Below are 17480 nucleotides of genomic sequence, written 5' to 3'. Positions count from 1 at the left end.
ATCCTCTCCCTATTCAATGGTCGAACCAACCGCCCCTTCGCACTAGGTATTTCTCGGCCTCCAGCACAAACATCATGGCGACCCCCATGCTGATCACTAATAAACCATCCATAAAATCTAGCGGTCGAGTATCGAACAGGCTATGCATGACCGGCAGATAAGTGAATGCCAGTTGAGCAATCAAGACCACAGTGACTGCTATCAACACAGCGGGGGTCCCCAGCACGCCACGCAAGTTAAATGAACTCATGTTTAGGTAACGCACGTTAAATAGATAAAAAACCTCTAGTACCACGATGACATTGACCACCAGAGTGCGGGCTAGTGCAAGCTCATCGCCTCGACTAAGCGAGTAAAAGAAAATACCCAGCGCCGCTGCTAAAAATAAAAATGACACCAACAAAACGCGCCAGATTAGAAAAGAGGTCAGCAATCCTTGCTTAGCAGGCCGGGGTCGGCGATGCATTACGTTGGGCTCGGCTGGTTCAAACGCCAGAGCCAGACCGAGCGTACCCGCCGTGACAAGATTGACCCATAAAATCTGAACGGCTGACATAGGCATGGCGAAATTGAAAAGAATTGCGGTAATGACGGCCAATACCTCGCCACCATTTGTTGGCAGCGTCCAGGCCACCACTTTGCGGATATTGTCATAGACCACTCGGCCTTCATGAACGGCCGCCACGATAGAGGCGAAATTGTCGTCTAGCAGAACCATCTGCGACGCTTCTTTCGCTGCATCGGTACCCTTGTGCCCCATGCCAACCCCGACATTCGCTTGCTTCAACGACGGCGCGTCATTAACGCCATCTCCAGTCATCGCCACGATGGCGCCTGTCGATTGCAGCGCTCGAACAATGCGCAGCTTGTGTTCCGGATTGGTTCGGGCAAAAACACTGGTCTCAGCAACCATGCTAGGCAGGTCACTATCGGTAATGTCGTCAAGCTCATGCCCGGTGAGTACACTCGGATTTTCACCAAGCCCCAATTGGCGGGCAATAGCCGCTGCCGTTTCCGCATGGTCGCCGGTAATCATCTTCACTTCGATACCGGCGGAGTGGCACTCCTCAATAGCAGCCATGGCCTCCTCCCTAGGCGGATCAATGAACCCAACTAGGCCAACGAAAACCAACCCGTCCTTGAGATCAGCGAAATCCACTTGATTCGCGTCCGGCTGTGCTGACTTGACGGCGAAGCCAAGCACGCGTTCACCCTGAGCGGCGGCCGCCGTAATCCGAGCCGTCCAAGCCTCTCGATCCAAAGGCACAGTTGCATCGCCATAAGCCTGGGTGGAGCATAAAAGCAGCAGTTCGTCAGGTGCGCCCTTGACGAAAATCTGATACCCACCACTCACATTGAAGTTGAGCGTGACCATCAATCGATGCTGGGCATCGAACGGGATCTCATCAAGGCGTGGCCACTCATGCCGTTTGCGCTCCGGATTCAAGCCAGCTTTGATGGCCAACGCCACCAGCGCACCTTCCATCGGATCACCGATAACATGCCAATCTCCATCTGCTTGATGCAATTGGGCATCGTTACACAGCAGTCCTGTCAGAATCAGACTATCGCTTTCCATTAGTTGCTTATCATCTGGTGCATTACCGGCTGGCTCTATTTCCAGCCGCCCTTCCGGTACATAGCCAGATCCGGTCACCTTGACTCGGCCGCTAGGGATTTCCAGCCTTCGCACGGTCATTTCGTTGCGCGTCAGCGTACCGGTTTTGTCGGAACAGATGACCGAGGTAGCCCCCAACGTTTCCACCGCGGGCAACTGCCGGATTGCGGCGTTACGCCGCGCCATCCGCTGCACCCCGATGGCCAGCGTGATAGTGATAACCGCCGGCAACCCTTCAGGAATGGCCCCTACCGCTAACGCCACCACGGCAACTAGCGCCTCTGTCCAGATATAGCCGCGTACTAACACTGCAAAAGCGAACAGTAAGGCCGCTATACCTAACGTGATCCAGGTAAACTGCGTTCCAAAGCGATTGATCTGCTGCAGAAGTGGCGTGGTCAATGGTTGAACTTCGCGCAGCAAGGTACTAATTCGTCCGATTTCGGTATCGCTGCCGGTGGCCACCACCACCCCTGTCGCCTGCCCAGTGGCTACCAACGTCCCCGAGTACGCCATTGAGTGGCGATCACCGAGCGTTGCCTCTATCGGCACTGGCAACGCCTGCTTTTCAGCAGCCATCGATTCACCGGTTAGGATGGCCTCCTCAATGCGCAATGAGCTGGTACGGATAAGCCGAAGATCAGCAGGCACTCTATCCCCCGCCTCCAGCGATACGATGTCGCCGAGAACGATTTCCTCGACAGGCACTTTGACACGCCGTCCATCTCTTAAAAGCTGTGCATGGGGCGCTATTAGGCTGCGAATAGCATCAAGTGCCTTTTCCGCCTTACCTTCCTGAACAAAACCAACCACGGCATTGACTAACACCACCGCAACAATGACCGTCGCATCAACAAAGTGCCCCAATAACGACGCAGCCAGGGCCGCCGCCAAAAGAAAATAGATCAATGCGTTGTGAAAATGAGCGAAAAAGCGAGACAGCGGGTGGCGGCCAACCACTGCCGGTAACTGGTTACGCCCGTAACTAGCTAGACGCTTATTTGCTTCGTCTGCCGTTAGCCCCGATAGTGACGTCTCCAGAGCCGCAATGACCTCATCGCTATGCCAAGCATGGACGCCCTCGGGAGGGCTATCTGATGAGAAACCGATATCGGCAGTGGATGACTCCATACCTGCTCCTTGGCAATCGGAATAAGAGGGTAACAACACATTACCGTTACAGGTTGAGTATTACCGTCACGGTGTCCACTTCGTCATTGGCTGGTTGTGTAACGAAGCCAAACTCCTTCGCCATTTTTCGCATCGCCTGATTTTCTCGCAATATATCCGCGAACACCTGATGAATGCCGTTATCACGGGCATAGTCGAGTATCTGCTGCATGAGACAGTAGCCAAGCCCAGTTCCCTTCATACTATCGGCAACCGCAGTGGGACAATTCAAGACTAAAATTGCATCCGCTTCGCGCTCATCAAGTAATACGCCAAGTGTGTCTGCGTAACGTTGGCCGGGGGCATCGCCGAGCATATCGACGGGTTAGCATGCGACCACGCCTTTGGTAAGGATAGCCAGCAGGTCACCTTCAAGGAGATTGCGCGCCAGGATTGAGCCAGGTCGATTGCTGGCACCGATCAAAGCAATCGTGGTAGGAGTAAACGGTGCATTTAGGTTTCGAATCGACATCAAACATCTCCGATCATCTTCCGGCTTCAGAACACCCAATCTGTTCGCTGTTTCACCATGATCGCTCTAGGGAGTGGGTTCTAGAAAAGTGTAATTCCTTTACAGTTATTTTTTTAAGACATAACTAATACAGCAGCCCCCGTCAGCTTACCTTCACGAAGATGCATGAGTGCTTCATTAGCGGCACTAAGTGGATAGCACTTCACCTTGGTGCTAACTGCCATCTTGGAAACTAGCTCCAAAAATTCCTTGCCGTCCTTACGGGTAAGGTTGGCAACCGTGCGCAGTTGGCGCTCGCCCCAGAGCAACGAATAAGGAAAAGAAGGGATATCGCTCATATGAATGCCGCCGCAGACCACCACGCCGCCTTTACACACTGAACGTAGTGCAGCGGGTACAAGTTCACCGGCGGGAGCAAAGATAATGGCTGCATCCAACGACACATCAGGAAGCTGATTGGAGCTTCCTGCCCACGTTGCCCCTAGTTGACGCGCAAACTGCTGGGCTTGTTCGTCTCCCGGACGAGTAAAAGCGTACAGCTCGGCACCCTGCCCCAGTGCCACTTGAGCAACTATATGAGCGGCAGCGCCAAAGCCGTAGATACCCAGTCGGTGCAGATTATCGCCACACATACGCAATGAGCGATAACCAATTAAACCTGCACACATAAGAGGTGCTGCGTGCGCTGCGCTATAGGTGGGACTAATAGAAAAGCAAAAACGATGATCCGCTAAAGTATACTCTGCAAAACCACCATCTATCTGATAACCCGTAAAACGAGCCTGATCACATAGGTTTTCCTGCCCCTCTAAGCAATATCTACATACGCCACAGCTATATCCCAACCATGGCACGCCCAGACGCATTCCATGCATTAATGTAACGCCAGGGCCACAATCAACCACGCGACCAATGATTTCATGTCCTGGAACAATGGGGTAACGAGTTTCCGGTAGTTCACCATCAAGTAAATGCAGGTCAATGCGACATACAGCGCAGGCTTCAACCTTAAGCAATACTTGCCCCGGCCCAGGCATAGGAATAGGCCGTTGCCGCTCTTGCAATGGACCATCTCGGTTTTCAAGCACCATGACCTTCATGCGTTTTCCCTGAACCCTGGTAGTCTTTGTATCATCTAGCGCTAAGCCTTAGCAGGTCATTAGTCGCCTACTTTCCAGGAGAACCATCAATATCGAATAGCCGTCCATGGCAATGACATTGGCTAATGCTATTCATTTTCAAATTGGCGTCGGCACCCTTGTCTTCACCGACGCCATGTCTCTACTTAACCTCTAGTTTGCGCCGCTGATCCTGTTTCGCCTTTGGCAATACGATAGTCAATATGCCATCCTTAAACGTAGCATCAGCATGTTTCGTATCGACATCAACAGGTAGGGCAATGGTTCGGGTGAATGAGCCATGCCACATTTCCGAATGGTAGTATTTGTCCTTTTCCTCCTTAGTTTCGCCGGAGCGATGCCCTTTGAGCAGCAAAGAGTGGTCGGAGATTTCAATATCTAACTCCTTTCGGTCTACTCCCGGCATTTCTGCACGTACGATGATTTCTTTATCACGATCAATGATGTCAATTTTGGGGGTAGGTTGTCCGAAAAAGCCTAAACGCTCCTTTAACAGCTCATCTTTGAAGAAGGGTTTCAACCAACTTCGCTCAAAGAATCCTTCAATCATACGATCAAATTCTTCCAAAGGCTTCAATGATTGATTTTCCTGCACTGAAGCAGACTGCTCGCTAGCTTTTACAGGTTGAGAGGCAGATTTGTTCACGGCAGCACTCCTTTTCCTCGTATACGGGTAAGGTGGCAATATGGTTTGAAAATCCGCATTACCGTGGTGCATATGCTTTAACCGAAACATAGCCTCACGGTATGTATAATTATAGCGTAAAGCCTTTTCCTGAAAACCTTTCTGAAGTAAAGAAAAGCACAATGAGTAGGAAAAATGATCCAGAGCAATTAATTTTTTATTTTAAAAAATTTTTAATAATCATTAAAATAATTTATTCTAAATTAGAAAAAGTCATCAAATAAAAACGGCCAAAACCTGCACTTTAGTATGAATATTTTGATAAAATATAATTACCCGGTCACATCATTAATAATATTACAACCCTCCACACTTTTACACTATATTATTCGATAAAATAACTCAAAAAATTAAAATGTTATAACGAAGAATATGCATTACACTAGCAACTCTATAGTGCCTCTAGCTCAAAACTAGACATTCGAGAATCTCATAAAAGAATTCAAAAAATAATTAACGGTAATTACAAAGCAAGTCCGGAAAAATAATTATTATTCACCAAGGGTGATTTAAAGCGATGGCTATCGAAACTATCAAAGACATCCTCGAACTAACGCAACGGCTACATACTAATTTAGAAAATGCGCTTCAACATGCCTCCTTAGATGTACAACATCAAAAACTTAAAATGCTACTGGATTACCTTTCACAACACGAGCGGGAGCTCGGTCGTGTGGTTGCATTAACTGAGCGCGACGCCCATAGTGCAATTCTTAACACTTGGTGCACGGAGTATTTTGACAAATATTCTTTTGCAAAAGAAAAAGTTGACAGTATCGATTTTTCGCATATGAATGCCGTCGAGATTATGATTTCGCTTCTTTCTATACATGAGAAGATCATTGATCTATATCGCTATTTATCAGAACGTGCTGAAACACCTTCTATCGAAGAAATGCTTAGTAATCTCCTTAAACTGGAACAGCACGAAGTAATGCGGATGATGCGAGATGCAGAAAGGTTAGAAGATATGTAATCACATACATGGTGACATCTATACTAAACAAGCCCAGTTAAAATTTAAATAATAATCGGTCAGTCTATACTTTTAGCAAAAAATAAGAAAAGTCATCGAACCATCACCCCCATTCGATGACTAATTTTAAATAATTATAGCTTAGTAACACTATTTTAAACTATTATATTATCAATAATTTTTAACACGCCTGGCGAATTCCATACAGCATGATGTATTAAGTTTTTTTCTGCAAAGCTATGTACTTTTCCACTCAAAGTCACTTCATGACCGTGAACTTCTACTTTGATAGCGTTAGCATCCTGAATGGCCCTTCTCTTAAGCGAATCTTCTATTTCAGACTTAACTGCAGCAGCCGTAGGATTAGGCTTAATGACTATTTGATTACTGACGCCTGTAACACCTGCCAAGTAACGAATTGAAGTAGCGGCTAGGCGACGTTGATACTCCCAAGGGACTGTGCCGGTTAGAGTCACCCAGCCATCCTCAACCATCACTTTCACCGGATCATCGGGAACAAATATATTCCACTCCAATGTGTTTTTAACCGCACGAGCGACCTCAGCATCGGTGCGCTTAAAATCACCCGGTAGTTTTACGTAAATTTCTACAGCAATCCCTTTAACACCACTTACTCGCTGCGCGGCATCTTCCGCGTGCCACTTTTCAGCATAACTATCGACATGCCCTGCCAGCGTTACAATGCCATCCTTAACCTCTACACCTATATCTGAAGCTCGAACAGAAGGTTCATATTTTAGCTCAGCAAGTACATCTTTTTGAATTTGTTCATCTGATTTTGACATGGTTATAACTCCTATTTTTTATGGATGATATATTTTCATAAATTAATGCGAAACACTCCTACTTTGTTAATAAACAACTATTTATTAACAAATAATGTCACATCTAAAAAATCGCCCCTATCCAAGCAGTACTTGTTGACCAAACAATTTCTTTATAGTTATAGTGCAACTGCCTTCTTTGGAAAGATGACTAAATTGATAAAAAAGTATTAATTTGTAAAAAAATTGATATAGAACAATTTGCAGTAGTTTAAAACCCTCAAGCACTCATCTCTTCACTAGTCTATGTGCTACAAACCTCTTACCCCCATCTAACCCAAAGAACTAATTAATAATAATGAGCCTAAATAGCTAGGGTGCAAGCTAAGCTCAAAAACTCAAAGTAAGAAATTTGAGTTTACTCTGAAGAAGATTCTTAAAAGACTTGTTGAGGCCCCATCATGCCAATCCGAAATAGAGAGCGTCTACTGGATGACCACCTACCTAAAGCTGTCCACAACCGGCTGGCCACTCCAGTAAAAGCATCGACGTTGCCAGATGCAGTCCTTGGAGGTATTGACGGCTGTGTCACCACGTTTGCAGTCGTATCTGGCGCTTTCGGCGCGGGTTTCTCGCCGCAAGTGGCGTTAGTACTGGGGTTCGCTAACCTGCTAGCTGATGGATTCAGTATGGCAGTGAGCAATTATGAGGCTGGTCAAGCGCAATTGGCTCAAATCAAAAGCACAGAACGCACCGAACGTCAGCATATTGATATGGTGCCTGAAGGCGAGCGCGAAGAGATCCGGCAGCTGTTTCAGGCGAAGGGATTTGAAGGGGAGTTGCTTGAGCAGGTTGTTGAGACGCTTTGCCGCAATCCAGATGTGTGGGTGGAAACAATGCTGCGAGAGGAACATGGACTTTCAGTCGTTGGGCTCAACCCCCTCCGCGCAGCGTTAGCTACTTTCGTTGCTTTCTTGACGGTGGGTACTTTGCCCCTACTGCCCTATGCGTTACCTGGACTTGGAGCCACCTCACAATTTCTTGCAAGTCTTGGTCTAGCGGGGGGCGTGTTCCTCGGTATTGGGATGCTTAAAAGCGCTGTATATGGCCTACCGGCTTGGCGCTCAGGGTTGCGTACATTGCTTATGGGCACTGCAGCAGCCGGGCTGGCTTTTGCCACTGGGTATTTCGCGCAGGGCATGCTGGGCGGGTAATTTTAACTCCTTGTTAGTACCTTGAGCCTATCTAAAACACGCTAAAAAGGTGTCAATGGCTACGCTTTAGTATTGCCCACGGATTTTGGAGGATTGGCGGTTTCGAAAGCCCCATAACGCACAGAGCAGTCCGATGATCACCATGAGGGCAATGGCCCAGAGCGGGCTGTAAAATGTAGTGTAGATCTCCCATCCCATCAGGCCGAGAACCTGTGAAAAGGGAGTGGTTGAGCCTGCAAGATGGCCACCTAAAGTGCCTGTACTGGCGAAGAACAGTCCGCCGATCAGGGCCAGGATAACCAGTGCCCAGCGGCGTGTGCCGTCGAAGGCCGAGGCCCCTGCCCGCCACACCAGTATAGTGATCATTGTGAAGATACCCAGTGACCAAAAGGCCATCAGAATATGGTTGCGCGTCAGTGGACTAGCTAGATTGGCTGCCATCGGCCAGACAATGAATCCGATGACCATGGCAGCAAGTGCTCCCAGCAAGCTGAGAACGAGTACCGGTAGCAGAGCGGCGCGGCTGAGTTCCGCTATCCGACCTGGGACAAAGGCACCTACCAGAATCATCAGGGTGGCGAGCGCCCAGAAGCCCAGAGGGAAATGAACAAGCATGGCATGAGTGCCGTTCATGAGCGGTCTCCTTTTCTAGTCGAGCGGAAGGCGGGCAGCAGAGCGAGAGTCACGCCAAACATGGCGACCAGGCCTGCTATTAGTGTCATCAACCAGCGTAAGGTGATGGCGTCATTGAATTCCATCTCTATCCCGTAGAGGGCAAGCTGCTTCTCGCTGTGGCGTGCCCGCACCGGAGTGCCTTCGGCGATGTCCTCGGCGCCAGCGTGTGCGTCGCTGACCAGTAATGGCCAGTTGACTTGCCCCGGATAAAAGAGCGTCACTTCTTTCCATTCTTCCGCCCAGTCAGGCGAGTTGCCTTGGAAATAGGTAGCAGTTAGATCGGCATCGTTGCGCCCAAGCCCCAGGGAGTATGGGAGCGAGACATGATGCCAGCGTCCCCCTGTTGCATTACGGTGCACTGCAAAGGCCACCGAATAGAGCCCTTGATCGTGTAATATCTTATCGTCAAGCGGGTTGCCGGTGTCCAGAGAACGAACCAGCGTCACGTACCAGTAACCATTCACCCAGCGGCCTTCGCCGTGAACATGAATGTCGCCCCGGGAGTCCGATGGGGCTTGCAGCAATCGGTAGGGAATAGTGTCACCCTCTTGCCAATCATGATCCGGATCGAAAGGGATGGCGAAAGTCTCAGATAGGTAATAATAGCTATCAAAGTCGAGAGCACCGGATTCGATGTCCTCCCAGCGCATGGCCGTCATATCGGTGAGCTCAGGCGAAAACATCCACAGCGGCTCGCCAGCATCCTCGTCCCAGTTGGTGTCGTAGGGGCTACGGCCCTCGTCGCTACTGCGCGACTCGCCCACCCACTGGTCGTCGGAGACCCCTAGGGGATTGGAGCGGTGAGCGCGCCAATGCCATAGGTCAAGAAAGTAACCCGCCTCCCGCTGAGCATTGATCACTGCAGGATCCTGTCGACTGGCCCAGTCGCCCAGATCCATACGGGTTGCTGGTAAGGATTTGGTGACCTCCTCAGGCGCCTCATCAGTAAAGCCAGCGGCACCGGCTCCCACCGCAAGATAGCCCCCGTAGCGGCCAAACTGAGGTACGCTGCCATCATCCATGAGCATCGTCACACGATCTTCGTGGAGGCCATCGGGTTCTGAGCCAGGCACGGCGCGGCCCTTGCGAACCCACTGGTCGCCTTCTCGAACCAGTACATCGTGATGGATGCCAGGGCGCTCGGCAGGCCAGCGGTAACGAAAGAAAACCTCATCGTCGTTGTAGGCAGCCTGCACCTGCAGCGGCATAGTCAGCGTTTCCGGTATCGAGATATTGCGCTCAGGATCATTCTCGATCACCCCTGTACCCTGGGTGATCCAAGCCAGCCCCAGCGCAACGGGGAGGCCGAGCACCAACCAAGGACTTGTTCCCTTATTGTGAGTGATCATGTGGCACCCCGCTTAAGTGAGCCTTTTTTTCTTATTCTCTATGAGTATGGATCAACTTAAATAATATGCCTTATGCTGGATTCAGCTATTGGCTGCATTATCGAAGATTTGAACCCAGCCAAGTTAACCGGAACCAATGAGTCAATTCTAAACCCGCTCTTTTAAAGAACACTTTATTTTAATAAACGTCTTCAAGGTATCGTCCTTGGGCCATTAGCGTTGCAACGTCGATAGCTAAGGGCCTGAGAATATCCTCAATAGCCTGCTTAACCCCTGCCGCCATCCCTCTGCCACCACAAACCAGAATCTGAGCGCCTGCGTCGACCATTCGACGTACCGCTATTTTATCTTGCCTGAGCTTGTCCTGAACGTAAGCGCGTTGATCAGATTGAGAGAATGCCGTGCTGAGTCCGGTCAATCGATGGTCGTTAAGATAATTTCCCAGCTCGGGTTGATAGAGAAAATCCGACTGTGGATTGCGCCCACCCCAATACAGGTACATCGGGTTGCGTGCGGTATTACGGCGAATAAAACCCGTCACTCAAAGTCAGGGACAGCAGAAACAATGCTATTTATAAAGACGGGATTCATTTCTCATCTCCTGACTAAGACCCAACCCAGTCATTAGTCAAAGTTTAAAATCAGTTGCACGCCGACAACACCCGACAGCACAAAGCGTTTCTGAGCTTACCAATAAAAATATAGCATTAACTGAAACATTCGTTGGTGTTATGAAGGCTCTTCTGGTGCTTTATTAACAAATAGCAAATTAAAGAAAGTTGGTTATGCCACTACTCAAAGGTAAATGCGAATAAATCCAGGGGTACGTCGCGTGCGACCTATGGCGTAACACGCCCATTATCGATAGCCACTTTCCGTTAGCCAAATTGCCCGCAGATGTGATGGAGCTGTTTCTGGCAGTCAGGCTCGCGCGTCGCAATACTGTATTCACGCATGAGCTGCCACCCGGTGAAGGGAACATCCTGGCTGTACTTCACGTGTTGGAATAAGCATACAAACACTTAACTTATCGACCCAATACGTCATGCCACTCGCCACTTATAACAAAATAGGCTATCGTTATTTCTGATGGATGATTAATTCCTCAAGAGTTCAACATGCATAACGAAATCTTACAGCCCGTGATGCCTCCAACTAACCACCCGGCCCCAGCGTTCAAAGCGAAAACGACTCACGGTGAAAACTCGCGCAGCGACTACCAGGGTAAGTGGTTGGTTCTGTTTGCCCACACGCCAGACTTTACCCCGGTGTGCACCTCGGCGAAATACGCAGAACAGTTCACAGAGGTCAACATGTAGCCACTGAGAATTTCCATCGAAAGCATTTACTCGCACATCGCCTGGACACTCAGCATTAATTATAACTTCGGCGATGAAAGTACCTACCCGATTATTGCTGTTATCAATATAGAGGTGTCGAATCCATACGGAATGATTCAGCCCGATGCCAGTGACACCGCTGCGGTTCGCGCTACTTTTGTGATTGACCCAGAAGGAATGCAGAGTGCCATGTTATACCACTCATTGGCCTACGACCAATGAGTGGAAGAAGTGCTTCACCTAGTTAAGTCGTTACAACCAGCGATGAGTATGGGGTGGCAACACCGGAAGCCTGGTTGCCCGGCCAACCGGTGATCGTTCCGTCGTCCAATACCTCACAAGATGCGGAAACTCATCAATCAGAAGGTTATCAATAAACAGATGAGGACTTCTGCAGAAAGACTCTTTAATGCTGGAAGCACATCATCTTTATATGCCTCATATCTGAGGAGGACGACGCATGAACACTTTTGCGCTTTCAAAGCACACTGGCGCAGGCACACCCGATGTCGCCGGTTTTTTTGACCCGCGTACCTTCAGCATCCAATACGTGATGAGCGACCCCGTTACCAAAAAGTGTGCGATTATCGATCCCGTGTTGGATTTTGACGAAAAGTCCGGCGCGACGGCGACCCACTGCGCCGATGAACTGCTGAACTATATCGAAAAAGAGGGGCTGTCGGTGGTGTGGATTCTCGATACACATCCCCACGCCGACCACTTCTCTGCAGCGCACTATTTGAAAGAAAAAACCGGTGCTCCCACGGCTATTGGCCAGCATGTCACCAAAGTACAGGCGCTTTGGAAGGAGATCTATCATTGGCCGGGAATGCCTACCGGGGGCCGCCAGTGGGACACTCTGTTTAGTGAAGATGCCACCTTTAACATCGGTGAGCTCAACGCTCGCGTACTTTACTCGCCCGGCCATACGTTGGCTTCGATCACCTACGTGATTGGCGATACAGCCTTCGTGCACGACACCCTATTCCAGCCAGACTATGGTACCGCACGGGCAGATTTCCCCGGTGGCAATGCCAAGGAGCTGTGGCATTCCATTCAACAGATTCTGTCTCTGCCCGCTAACACCCGGCTGTTTACTGGCCACGACTATATGCCAGATGACCGCGAGCCCCAGTGGGAAAGTACAGTCGCCGAGCAGCGTGAACATAACCCACACTTAGTCAACATGAGCGAAGCGGATTACATTGTTCTACGCCACAAGCGCGATAGTGAATTGCCCATGCCCAAACTTATTTTGCACGCCCTACAGGTCAACACTCGTGGAGGGCGACTGCCTGAGCCGGAAGCTAATGGTAAGCGCTACCTAAAAATTCCGCTGGATGTCCTGGGCGGTGCCGCTTTTGATTAGTAAACCACTGATTTTAAAACCTCTTTGATAAAAAAGGAGCCTGACCATGCAGACGCAGCCTTTAGAAACGGATGTCGAGATTACCTCGGCGCTCACGGTTGAAGAGCTTGAGCAAGTAAAAGCCAAAGGCTTCAAGGCGGTTATTTGTAACTGCAAGCCAGGTGAAAGCGCTGAGTTTCCGGGTGAAGATGCCTACCGCCGAAAAGCAGCAGACATTGGCCTTCAGTGGGTGCACATTCCTGTCACACCCGGTGACTATAGCCAAGCGGATATTGCCGCCTTTGCTGAGGCGTTACAGCAACTTCCCCGGCCAATTTTGGCTTTCTGCCGCACCGGTAAGCGGGCTACCCATCTATGGGCCTACGCTAAGCGTCAAACGGAGCAGTGCGACCTGGCTTAACTATTTGACGCTGCAAAAGCAGCAGGCTTCGATTTGGAAGAGCACCGACAAGGGCTTGAAGATCAACAAACCTAACAGTGCGACGACATTAGTCGTGATGACGCTATATCATCAGGTGAGTACGTCACATGAGCATTGAGCGTTGGGTGCCACTGTTCGGCTGGCTACGCAGCTATAACCGGAAGCTGCTCTCTCGGGATGCTCTGGCTGCGATAATTGTTACGCTAATGCTGGTGCCGCAGGCGCTGGCCTACGCTCTTTTGGCGGGGCTACCGCCGGAAATGGGCCTCTATGCCAGCATGCTGCCACTGGTTCTGTATGCCATTTTTGGTACCAGCGCTAGCTTAGCGGTGGGGCCTGTCGCCGTAGCGGCACTAATGACCGCTTCAGCGCTGAGTAATTTTGCTTCCCCTGGCAGCCCGGAATACATTGGAGCAGCGTTGTTGTTGGCGGCGCTTTCAGGCCTGATATTGATCGCTATGGGTGTGCTGCGGCTGGGCATTTTAGTTAATTTCTTGAGCCATCCGGTAATTTCAGGATTTATAACAGCCTCGGGCATTCTGATTGCGATTAGCCAGCTGAAACATATCTTTGGCGTAGAAGCGTCTGGCCACAACGTCATTGACCTTCTGGGAGAGCTGCTGAGTCAGTGGCAGCAGGTCAATATAACGACGCTGCTGATCGGACTAGGGGTATGGGGCTTTCTGCTGATGTGCCGCAAGCGGTTAAATACGTGGCTGACGGCTATCGGCGTTTCTGCCAGCATTGCCGGGCTCATCGTGAAAGCCGCTCCAATCTCGGCGGTGATTGCCACCACATTTCTGGCCTGGGGGCTAAACCTAGAGCAGCGTGGAGTAGCATTAATTGGTGTGGTACCCAGCGGTCTACCTGCCCTTGCACTGCCCAACCTAGATCAATCGCTGTGGCTTAGCCTATTACCCGCGGCACTGCTGATTAGCCTGGTGGGCTTTGTGGAATCGGTATCGGTGGCGCAAACACTGGCTGCCAAACGCCGCCAGCGTATAGATCCTAATCAAGAGTTAATTGCGCTCGGCATGGCTAATCTGGGCGCTGGCGTCAGCGGCGGTTCGCCGGTATCTGGGGGATTTTCCCGCTCGGTAGTCAACTTTGAAGCAGGCGCGGCAACACCGCTGGCCGGAGCATTCACGGCGCTGGGCATTATGCTTTCCACACTATTGCTAACCGACCTACTGGCATTCTTACCCACAGCGACCCTGGCGGCCACCATTATTGTGGCAGTCGGCATGCTGATTGACCTACCGGCGGTGAAACGTACTTGGCAATACTCCCGTAGCGATGGCTTGGCCATGGTGACCACCCTACTGCTTACTCTACTGCACAGCGTGGAGCTAGGCATTATCAGCGGCGTGGTGCTCTCGCTGGGGCTGCATCTATACCGTACCAGCCAGCCCCACAGCGCGGTGGTTGGCCGCGTGCCGGGAACCGAGCACTTTCGTAACATCAAGCGCCATCAAGTCGAAACCAATGAGCACTTAGCGATGCTGCGCATCGATGAAAGCCTATACTTCGCCAATGCCCGTTATTTGGAAGACACCGTCATGGCGTTGGCCGCCCGCTCACCCTCGCTTAAACATATTGTGCTGACTTGCCAAGCAGTTAACGTGATTGATGCGTCTGCGCTCGAAAGCTTAGAGGCGATAAACGAGCGGTTAAGCGATGCAGACGCCAAACTTCACCTAGCGGAAGTAAAAGGGCCAGTGATGGATCGGTTACAACACACTGACTTCTGCCGCGAGCTAACCGGACAGGTGTTTTTTACGACTTTTGATGCTTGGCAGGCACTGGCCCATCCCGCCGAAGCCAACTCACCACTCTTGCCAACACAACGAGAGGAGACAACGTCATGCAACAGCGACACGCCAAGATAGCCATTATTGGTGCAGGTAGCGCTGGCCTTAGCGCGTGGCACGCCGCACGCAAGCATACCGACGAGGTAGTACTGATAGAAGCGGGCACCTATGGCACGACCTGCGCCCGCGTGGGTTGCATGCCCTCTAAGCTACTCATCGCCGCTGCCAATGCAGCACACAACGCGCGCAAAGCGGAGATGTTTGGTATCACTGTCAATCAGGTAGTGATCAATGGCGAAGCTGTGATGGCAAGAGTCAAACATGAGCGCGATGGCTTCGTCAGTAATGTAATGAAATCGATGAAAACGATTCCTGAATCCAACCTGCTGCGTGGCCACACGCGTTTTATTGATCCACATACATTGGTCATAGATGAGCATACCCGGCTCACCGCCGAGGCCATCATCATTGCCACGGGTTCGCGGCCCACATGGCCAAAGCTGCTGGAAGGCGCTGGCGACCGGTTAATCATTAATGATGACGTGTTCAACTGGGAAACGTTGCCTGCATCAGTCGCTGTGATCGGACCTGGCGTTATTGGCATGGAGCTTGGTCAGGCGCTTAGCCGATTAGGTGTGAGAACTCGTACGTTTGGCGTGGGGGGTGCGATTGGGCCTTTTCAATCTGAAAAACTCCGCCAACTGTCGGACGAGACATTCAATCGCGAGCTGTATCTGGATCCTGATGCCAATCTCGAGAAGATTGAACATACCGATAACGCCGTTGCCATTACGTTTTTCGAACGTGACCGGGGGCAAAAACTCACCGAAACATTCGAGTATGTCCTTGCCGCAACAGGGCGTCGGCCCAACGTGGATCAGCTAGCCATCGAGCAGGCCGGACTCAAGCTGGATAAACACGGCGTACCTGAATTTAATCGCTTTACTTTGCAATGCCTTAGTACACAAAACACCCCAAGCCATATTTTTATCGCAGGTGATGCAAATCAATCGGTACCGCTACTGCACGAAGGCATCACAGAAGGCAAAATTGCAGGACGAAACGCCGCCCATTTGGATGATGTGCAAGTAGGTCAGCGTAACGTCCCCCTGGCGATTGTATTTACCGAACCCCAGATGGCAATTGTGGGTGAGAGTCGCGCTACGTTAGACACTCGTTACGGCGGCTGTGGCTGCATCGCTGAAGGCGGAGTTTCCTTTGCTGATCAAGGCCGTGCACTGGTCATGGGGGAAAATAAAGGTTATTTCGAGCTTTATGCGGAGCACGGCAGTGGACAGTTTTTAGGCGCGGAGTTATTCGGACCCCAGGTTGAGCACATCGCCCACTTGCTTGCCTGGGCACTGGAGCAAAAGCTAACCGTCAGCCAGATGCTCTCTATGCCCTTTTACCATCCGGTACTTGAAGAGGGTTTAAGGTCAGGGTTACGCGATTTACAGGCAAATCTTCAACAAGGGCCTGCCATTACTGAGCGCTGTATGGAGTGTGGCCCAGGCGATTAAGGAAATGACTAAAATAACTAACCTCCCTCCCTAATCAGCCTCATTCATCTAGGCGGCCAAGTCCTGCGTGTACTTGCGGGGCTTTATTACACTTTCATCGAGCCGATTAGGTGATCTAACTGCATAGAGTCGAGCTTTCGTCTTATTGGCACATTTTACAATCGGGAGACACATGACTAGTCAAGCTATCGGCTTCCTGAACGCGTCGTGGGTATTGCGCGCTTTGAAAATGCAATTGATATATTGAATCCATTATGTAAAGGGTTCTACATCGCAGGATAGCAATTTTAAGCGGCTAACCGCAGTGCAAAGCCAATAAGCAGCGTTCCAAACACCCATCGCTGAAATATTTGCCGTTTGTGCTGGCTGGCAAACCAGCGTTGCATCTGCGCTCCCAGGCAAGCATATAGCACATCATAGAGCAGCCCCACCCCCACTAGCACCGCCCCCAATAAAGTGAACTGAAGTGCGACGGCACCTTGCTGGGTATGTATAAATTGGGGCAGTAACACCGAACAAAAAAGCAGCGATTTCGGGTTCAGCAAATTAGTTAGAAACCCTCGACGCCAAGCTAGATAATAGCTGCCATTGAGTGTTGCTTGGTGATGATTACTATCAGAGCTATGCCGACTACGGATAAGTTGCACACCTACCCAAACCAAGTAAGCTGCGCCCAAGTAACGAACCACATCAAATAGCCACGGGGCGGCGGTAAATAGCGCCGCTAGACCCAACCCTGCTAATGCCACATGCAGCCCTCGGGCTATGCCTAGCCCTAGCGCTGTGGCTAGCCCATGACCACGCCCCTGAGAGCTACTGGTATGCAACACAAGTAACATATCGGGACCAGGAATTAGGTAAACAATGGCTAATGCACTAATAAAAAGACCAATTTCCATCGCTGCTTCCTTAAGGTCACAAATAGTGTCTTCGCAA

The 17480-nt window shown here is 50.4% G+C and carries 17 protein-coding genes and 1 pseudogene; 8 read left to right on the top strand and 10 right to left on the bottom strand.

What is annotated here, in order from left to right; all coding sequences use genetic code 11:
• Window positions 1-13: 13 nt before the first annotated feature.
• The 5 genes from QHL1GM_RS02250 to QHL1GM_RS02235 form a co-directional block, all read right to left on the bottom strand.
• Window positions 14-2749, bottom strand: a complete 2736-nt coding sequence (locus tag QHL1GM_RS02250; protein WP_083570954.1) for an HAD-IC family P-type ATPase — start codon at window positions 2747-2749, stop codon at window positions 14-16.
• A gap of 46 nt (window positions 2750-2795) precedes the next feature.
• Window positions 2796-3104 (bottom strand): GNAT family N-acetyltransferase, encoded by a 309-nt coding sequence (locus QHL1GM_RS02245; protein ID WP_071693027.1) that lies wholly within the window; start codon window positions 3102-3104, stop codon window positions 2796-2798.
• A gap of 9 nt (window positions 3105-3113) precedes the next feature.
• Window positions 3114-3260 carry a hypothetical protein gene (locus tag QHL1GM_RS19295; protein WP_175540338.1) on the bottom strand — a complete coding sequence of 49 codons (147 nt, stop codon included), beginning with the start codon at window positions 3258-3260 and terminating at the stop codon, window positions 3114-3116.
• A 113-nt stretch (window positions 3261-3373) separates the two neighbouring features.
• A complete protein-coding gene (locus QHL1GM_RS02240; protein ID WP_071693026.1) occupies window positions 3374-4360 on the bottom strand; it encodes a zinc-dependent alcohol dehydrogenase family protein in 987 nt (328 codons plus the stop codon).
• Between the two features lie 181 nt (window positions 4361-4541).
• Complete coding sequence (locus QHL1GM_RS02235; RefSeq protein WP_071693025.1) at window positions 4542-5045, bottom strand: Hsp20/alpha crystallin family protein; 504 nt, start codon at window positions 5043-5045, stop codon at window positions 4542-4544.
• A 556-nt stretch (window positions 5046-5601) separates the two neighbouring features.
• Here QHL1GM_RS02235 and QHL1GM_RS02230 point away from each other — a divergent pair.
• Window positions 5602-6060: a hypothetical protein gene (locus tag QHL1GM_RS02230; RefSeq protein ID WP_083570953.1), complete on the top strand. Its 459-nt coding sequence runs from the start codon at window positions 5602-5604 to the stop codon at window positions 6058-6060.
• Between the two features lie 155 nt (window positions 6061-6215).
• On the opposite strand, the gene QHL1GM_RS02225 is transcribed toward QHL1GM_RS02230, so the two are convergent.
• On the bottom strand, window positions 6216-6866 hold the full coding sequence (locus QHL1GM_RS02225; protein WP_071693024.1) for a BON domain-containing protein: 651 nt from the start codon (window positions 6864-6866) through the stop codon (window positions 6216-6218).
• 440 nt (window positions 6867-7306) lie between these two features.
• On the opposite strand from QHL1GM_RS02225, the gene QHL1GM_RS02220 reads away from it, so the two are divergent.
• Window positions 7307-8059: a VIT1/CCC1 transporter family protein gene (locus QHL1GM_RS02220; RefSeq protein ID WP_071693023.1), complete on the top strand. Its 753-nt coding sequence runs from the start codon at window positions 7307-7309 to the stop codon at window positions 8057-8059.
• Window positions 8060-8125: 66 nt separating this feature from the next.
• On the opposite strand, the gene QHL1GM_RS02215 is transcribed toward QHL1GM_RS02220, so the two are convergent.
• The 3 genes from QHL1GM_RS02215 to QHL1GM_RS02205 form a co-directional block, all read right to left on the bottom strand.
• Window positions 8126-8692 (bottom strand): DUF2231 domain-containing protein, encoded by a 567-nt coding sequence (locus tag QHL1GM_RS02215; RefSeq protein WP_071693022.1) that lies wholly within the window; start codon window positions 8690-8692, stop codon window positions 8126-8128.
• On the bottom strand, window positions 8689-10083 hold the full coding sequence (locus QHL1GM_RS02210; RefSeq protein ID WP_071693021.1) for an ethylbenzene dehydrogenase-related protein: 1395 nt from the start codon (window positions 10081-10083) through the stop codon (window positions 8689-8691). The genes QHL1GM_RS02215 and QHL1GM_RS02210 overlap by 4 nt, the downstream gene beginning before the upstream one ends.
• A gap of 178 nt (window positions 10084-10261) precedes the next feature.
• The gene (locus QHL1GM_RS02205; RefSeq protein WP_254795242.1) at window positions 10262-10624 is read right to left on the bottom strand and encodes a hypothetical protein; all 363 of its coding nucleotides are present in this window, start codon (window positions 10622-10624) and stop codon (window positions 10262-10264) included.
• A gap of 577 nt (window positions 10625-11201) precedes the next feature.
• Between QHL1GM_RS02205 and QHL1GM_RS19605 the strand changes: the two are divergent.
• The 6 genes and pseudogenes from QHL1GM_RS19605 (at window position 11202) to QHL1GM_RS02180 (ending at window position 16544) form a co-directional block, all read left to right on the top strand.
• Window positions 11202-11645 (top strand): annotated as a pseudogene (locus tag QHL1GM_RS19605) (redoxin domain-containing protein).
• A 53-nt stretch (window positions 11646-11698) separates the two neighbouring features.
• Window positions 11699-11800: a hypothetical protein gene (locus tag QHL1GM_RS19860; RefSeq protein ID WP_217648526.1), complete on the top strand. Its 102-nt coding sequence runs from the start codon at window positions 11699-11701 to the stop codon at window positions 11798-11800.
• 83 nt (window positions 11801-11883) lie between these two features.
• On the top strand, window positions 11884-12792 hold the full coding sequence (locus QHL1GM_RS02195) for an MBL fold metallo-hydrolase (RefSeq protein ID WP_071693020.1): 909 nt from the start codon (window positions 11884-11886) through the stop codon (window positions 12790-12792).
• 46 nt (window positions 12793-12838) lie between these two features.
• On the top strand, window positions 12839-13192 hold the full coding sequence (locus tag QHL1GM_RS02190) for a sulfur transferase domain-containing protein (RefSeq protein ID WP_254795241.1): 354 nt from the start codon (window positions 12839-12841) through the stop codon (window positions 13190-13192).
• Window positions 13193-13320: 128 nt separating this feature from the next.
• Window positions 13321-15102 (top strand): SulP family inorganic anion transporter, encoded by a 1782-nt coding sequence (locus QHL1GM_RS02185; protein ID WP_071693019.1) that lies wholly within the window; start codon window positions 13321-13323, stop codon window positions 15100-15102.
• Window positions 15078-16544: a dihydrolipoyl dehydrogenase gene (locus tag QHL1GM_RS02180; RefSeq protein WP_071693018.1), complete on the top strand. Its 1467-nt coding sequence runs from the start codon at window positions 15078-15080 to the stop codon at window positions 16542-16544. Before QHL1GM_RS02185 ends, QHL1GM_RS02180 begins: the two co-directional genes overlap by 25 nt.
• Before the next feature lie 287 nt (window positions 16545-16831).
• On the opposite strand, the gene QHL1GM_RS02175 is transcribed toward QHL1GM_RS02180, so the two are convergent.
• Entirely contained in the window at window positions 16832-17443 is a 612-nt protein-coding gene (locus QHL1GM_RS02175; RefSeq protein WP_071693017.1) for a LysE family translocator, read from the bottom strand.
• Window positions 17444-17480: the final 37 nt, after the last annotated feature.

It is taken from the genome of Halomonas sp. QHL1, assembly GCF_001882345.1.
Lineage (GTDB): Bacteria > Pseudomonadota > Gammaproteobacteria > Pseudomonadales > Halomonadaceae > Vreelandella.
The sequence above is the reverse complement of the archived record's forward strand: the minus strand, read 5'-3'. Positions and strand labels throughout refer to the sequence as shown.

Excerpts from the sequence above, each read along its gene's own strand:
- QHL1GM_RS02240 (WP_071693026.1), bottom strand. The coding sequence starts at position 4,360 with ATGAAGGTCATGGTGCTTGAAAACCGAGATGGTCCATTGCAAGAGCGG.
- QHL1GM_RS02175 (WP_071693017.1), bottom strand. The coding sequence starts at position 17,443 with ATGGAAATTGGTCTTTTTATTAGTGCATTAGCCATTGTTTACCTAATT.
- QHL1GM_RS02185 (WP_071693019.1), top strand. The coding sequence starts at position 13,321 with ATGAGCATTGAGCGTTGGGTGCCACTGTTCGGCTGGCTACGCAGCTAT.
- QHL1GM_RS02230 (WP_083570953.1), top strand. The coding sequence starts at position 5,602 with ATGGCTATCGAAACTATCAAAGACATCCTCGAACTAACGCAACGGCTA.
- QHL1GM_RS19295 (WP_175540338.1), bottom strand. The coding sequence starts at position 3,260 with ATGTCGATTCGAAACCTAAATGCACCGTTTACTCCTACCACGATTGCT.
- QHL1GM_RS02190 (WP_254795241.1), top strand. The coding sequence starts at position 12,839 with ATGCAGACGCAGCCTTTAGAAACGGATGTCGAGATTACCTCGGCGCTC.
- QHL1GM_RS02225 (WP_071693024.1), bottom strand. The coding sequence starts at position 6,866 with ATGTCAAAATCAGATGAACAAATTCAAAAAGATGTACTTGCTGAGCTA.
- QHL1GM_RS02215 (WP_071693022.1), bottom strand. The coding sequence starts at position 8,692 with ATGAACGGCACTCATGCCATGCTTGTTCATTTCCCTCTGGGCTTCTGG.
- QHL1GM_RS02180 (WP_071693018.1), top strand. The coding sequence starts at position 15,078 with ATGCAACAGCGACACGCCAAGATAGCCATTATTGGTGCAGGTAGCGCT.
- QHL1GM_RS02250 (WP_083570954.1), bottom strand. The coding sequence starts at position 2,749 with ATGGAGTCATCCACTGCCGATATCGGTTTCTCATCAGATAGCCCTCCC.
- QHL1GM_RS02210 (WP_071693021.1), bottom strand. The coding sequence starts at position 10,083 with ATGATCACTCACAATAAGGGAACAAGTCCTTGGTTGGTGCTCGGCCTC.
- QHL1GM_RS02220 (WP_071693023.1), top strand. The coding sequence starts at position 7,307 with ATGCCAATCCGAAATAGAGAGCGTCTACTGGATGACCACCTACCTAAA.
- QHL1GM_RS02195 (WP_071693020.1), top strand. The coding sequence starts at position 11,884 with ATGAACACTTTTGCGCTTTCAAAGCACACTGGCGCAGGCACACCCGAT.
- QHL1GM_RS02245 (WP_071693027.1), bottom strand. The coding sequence starts at position 3,104 with ATGCTCGGCGATGCCCCCGGCCAACGTTACGCAGACACACTTGGCGTA.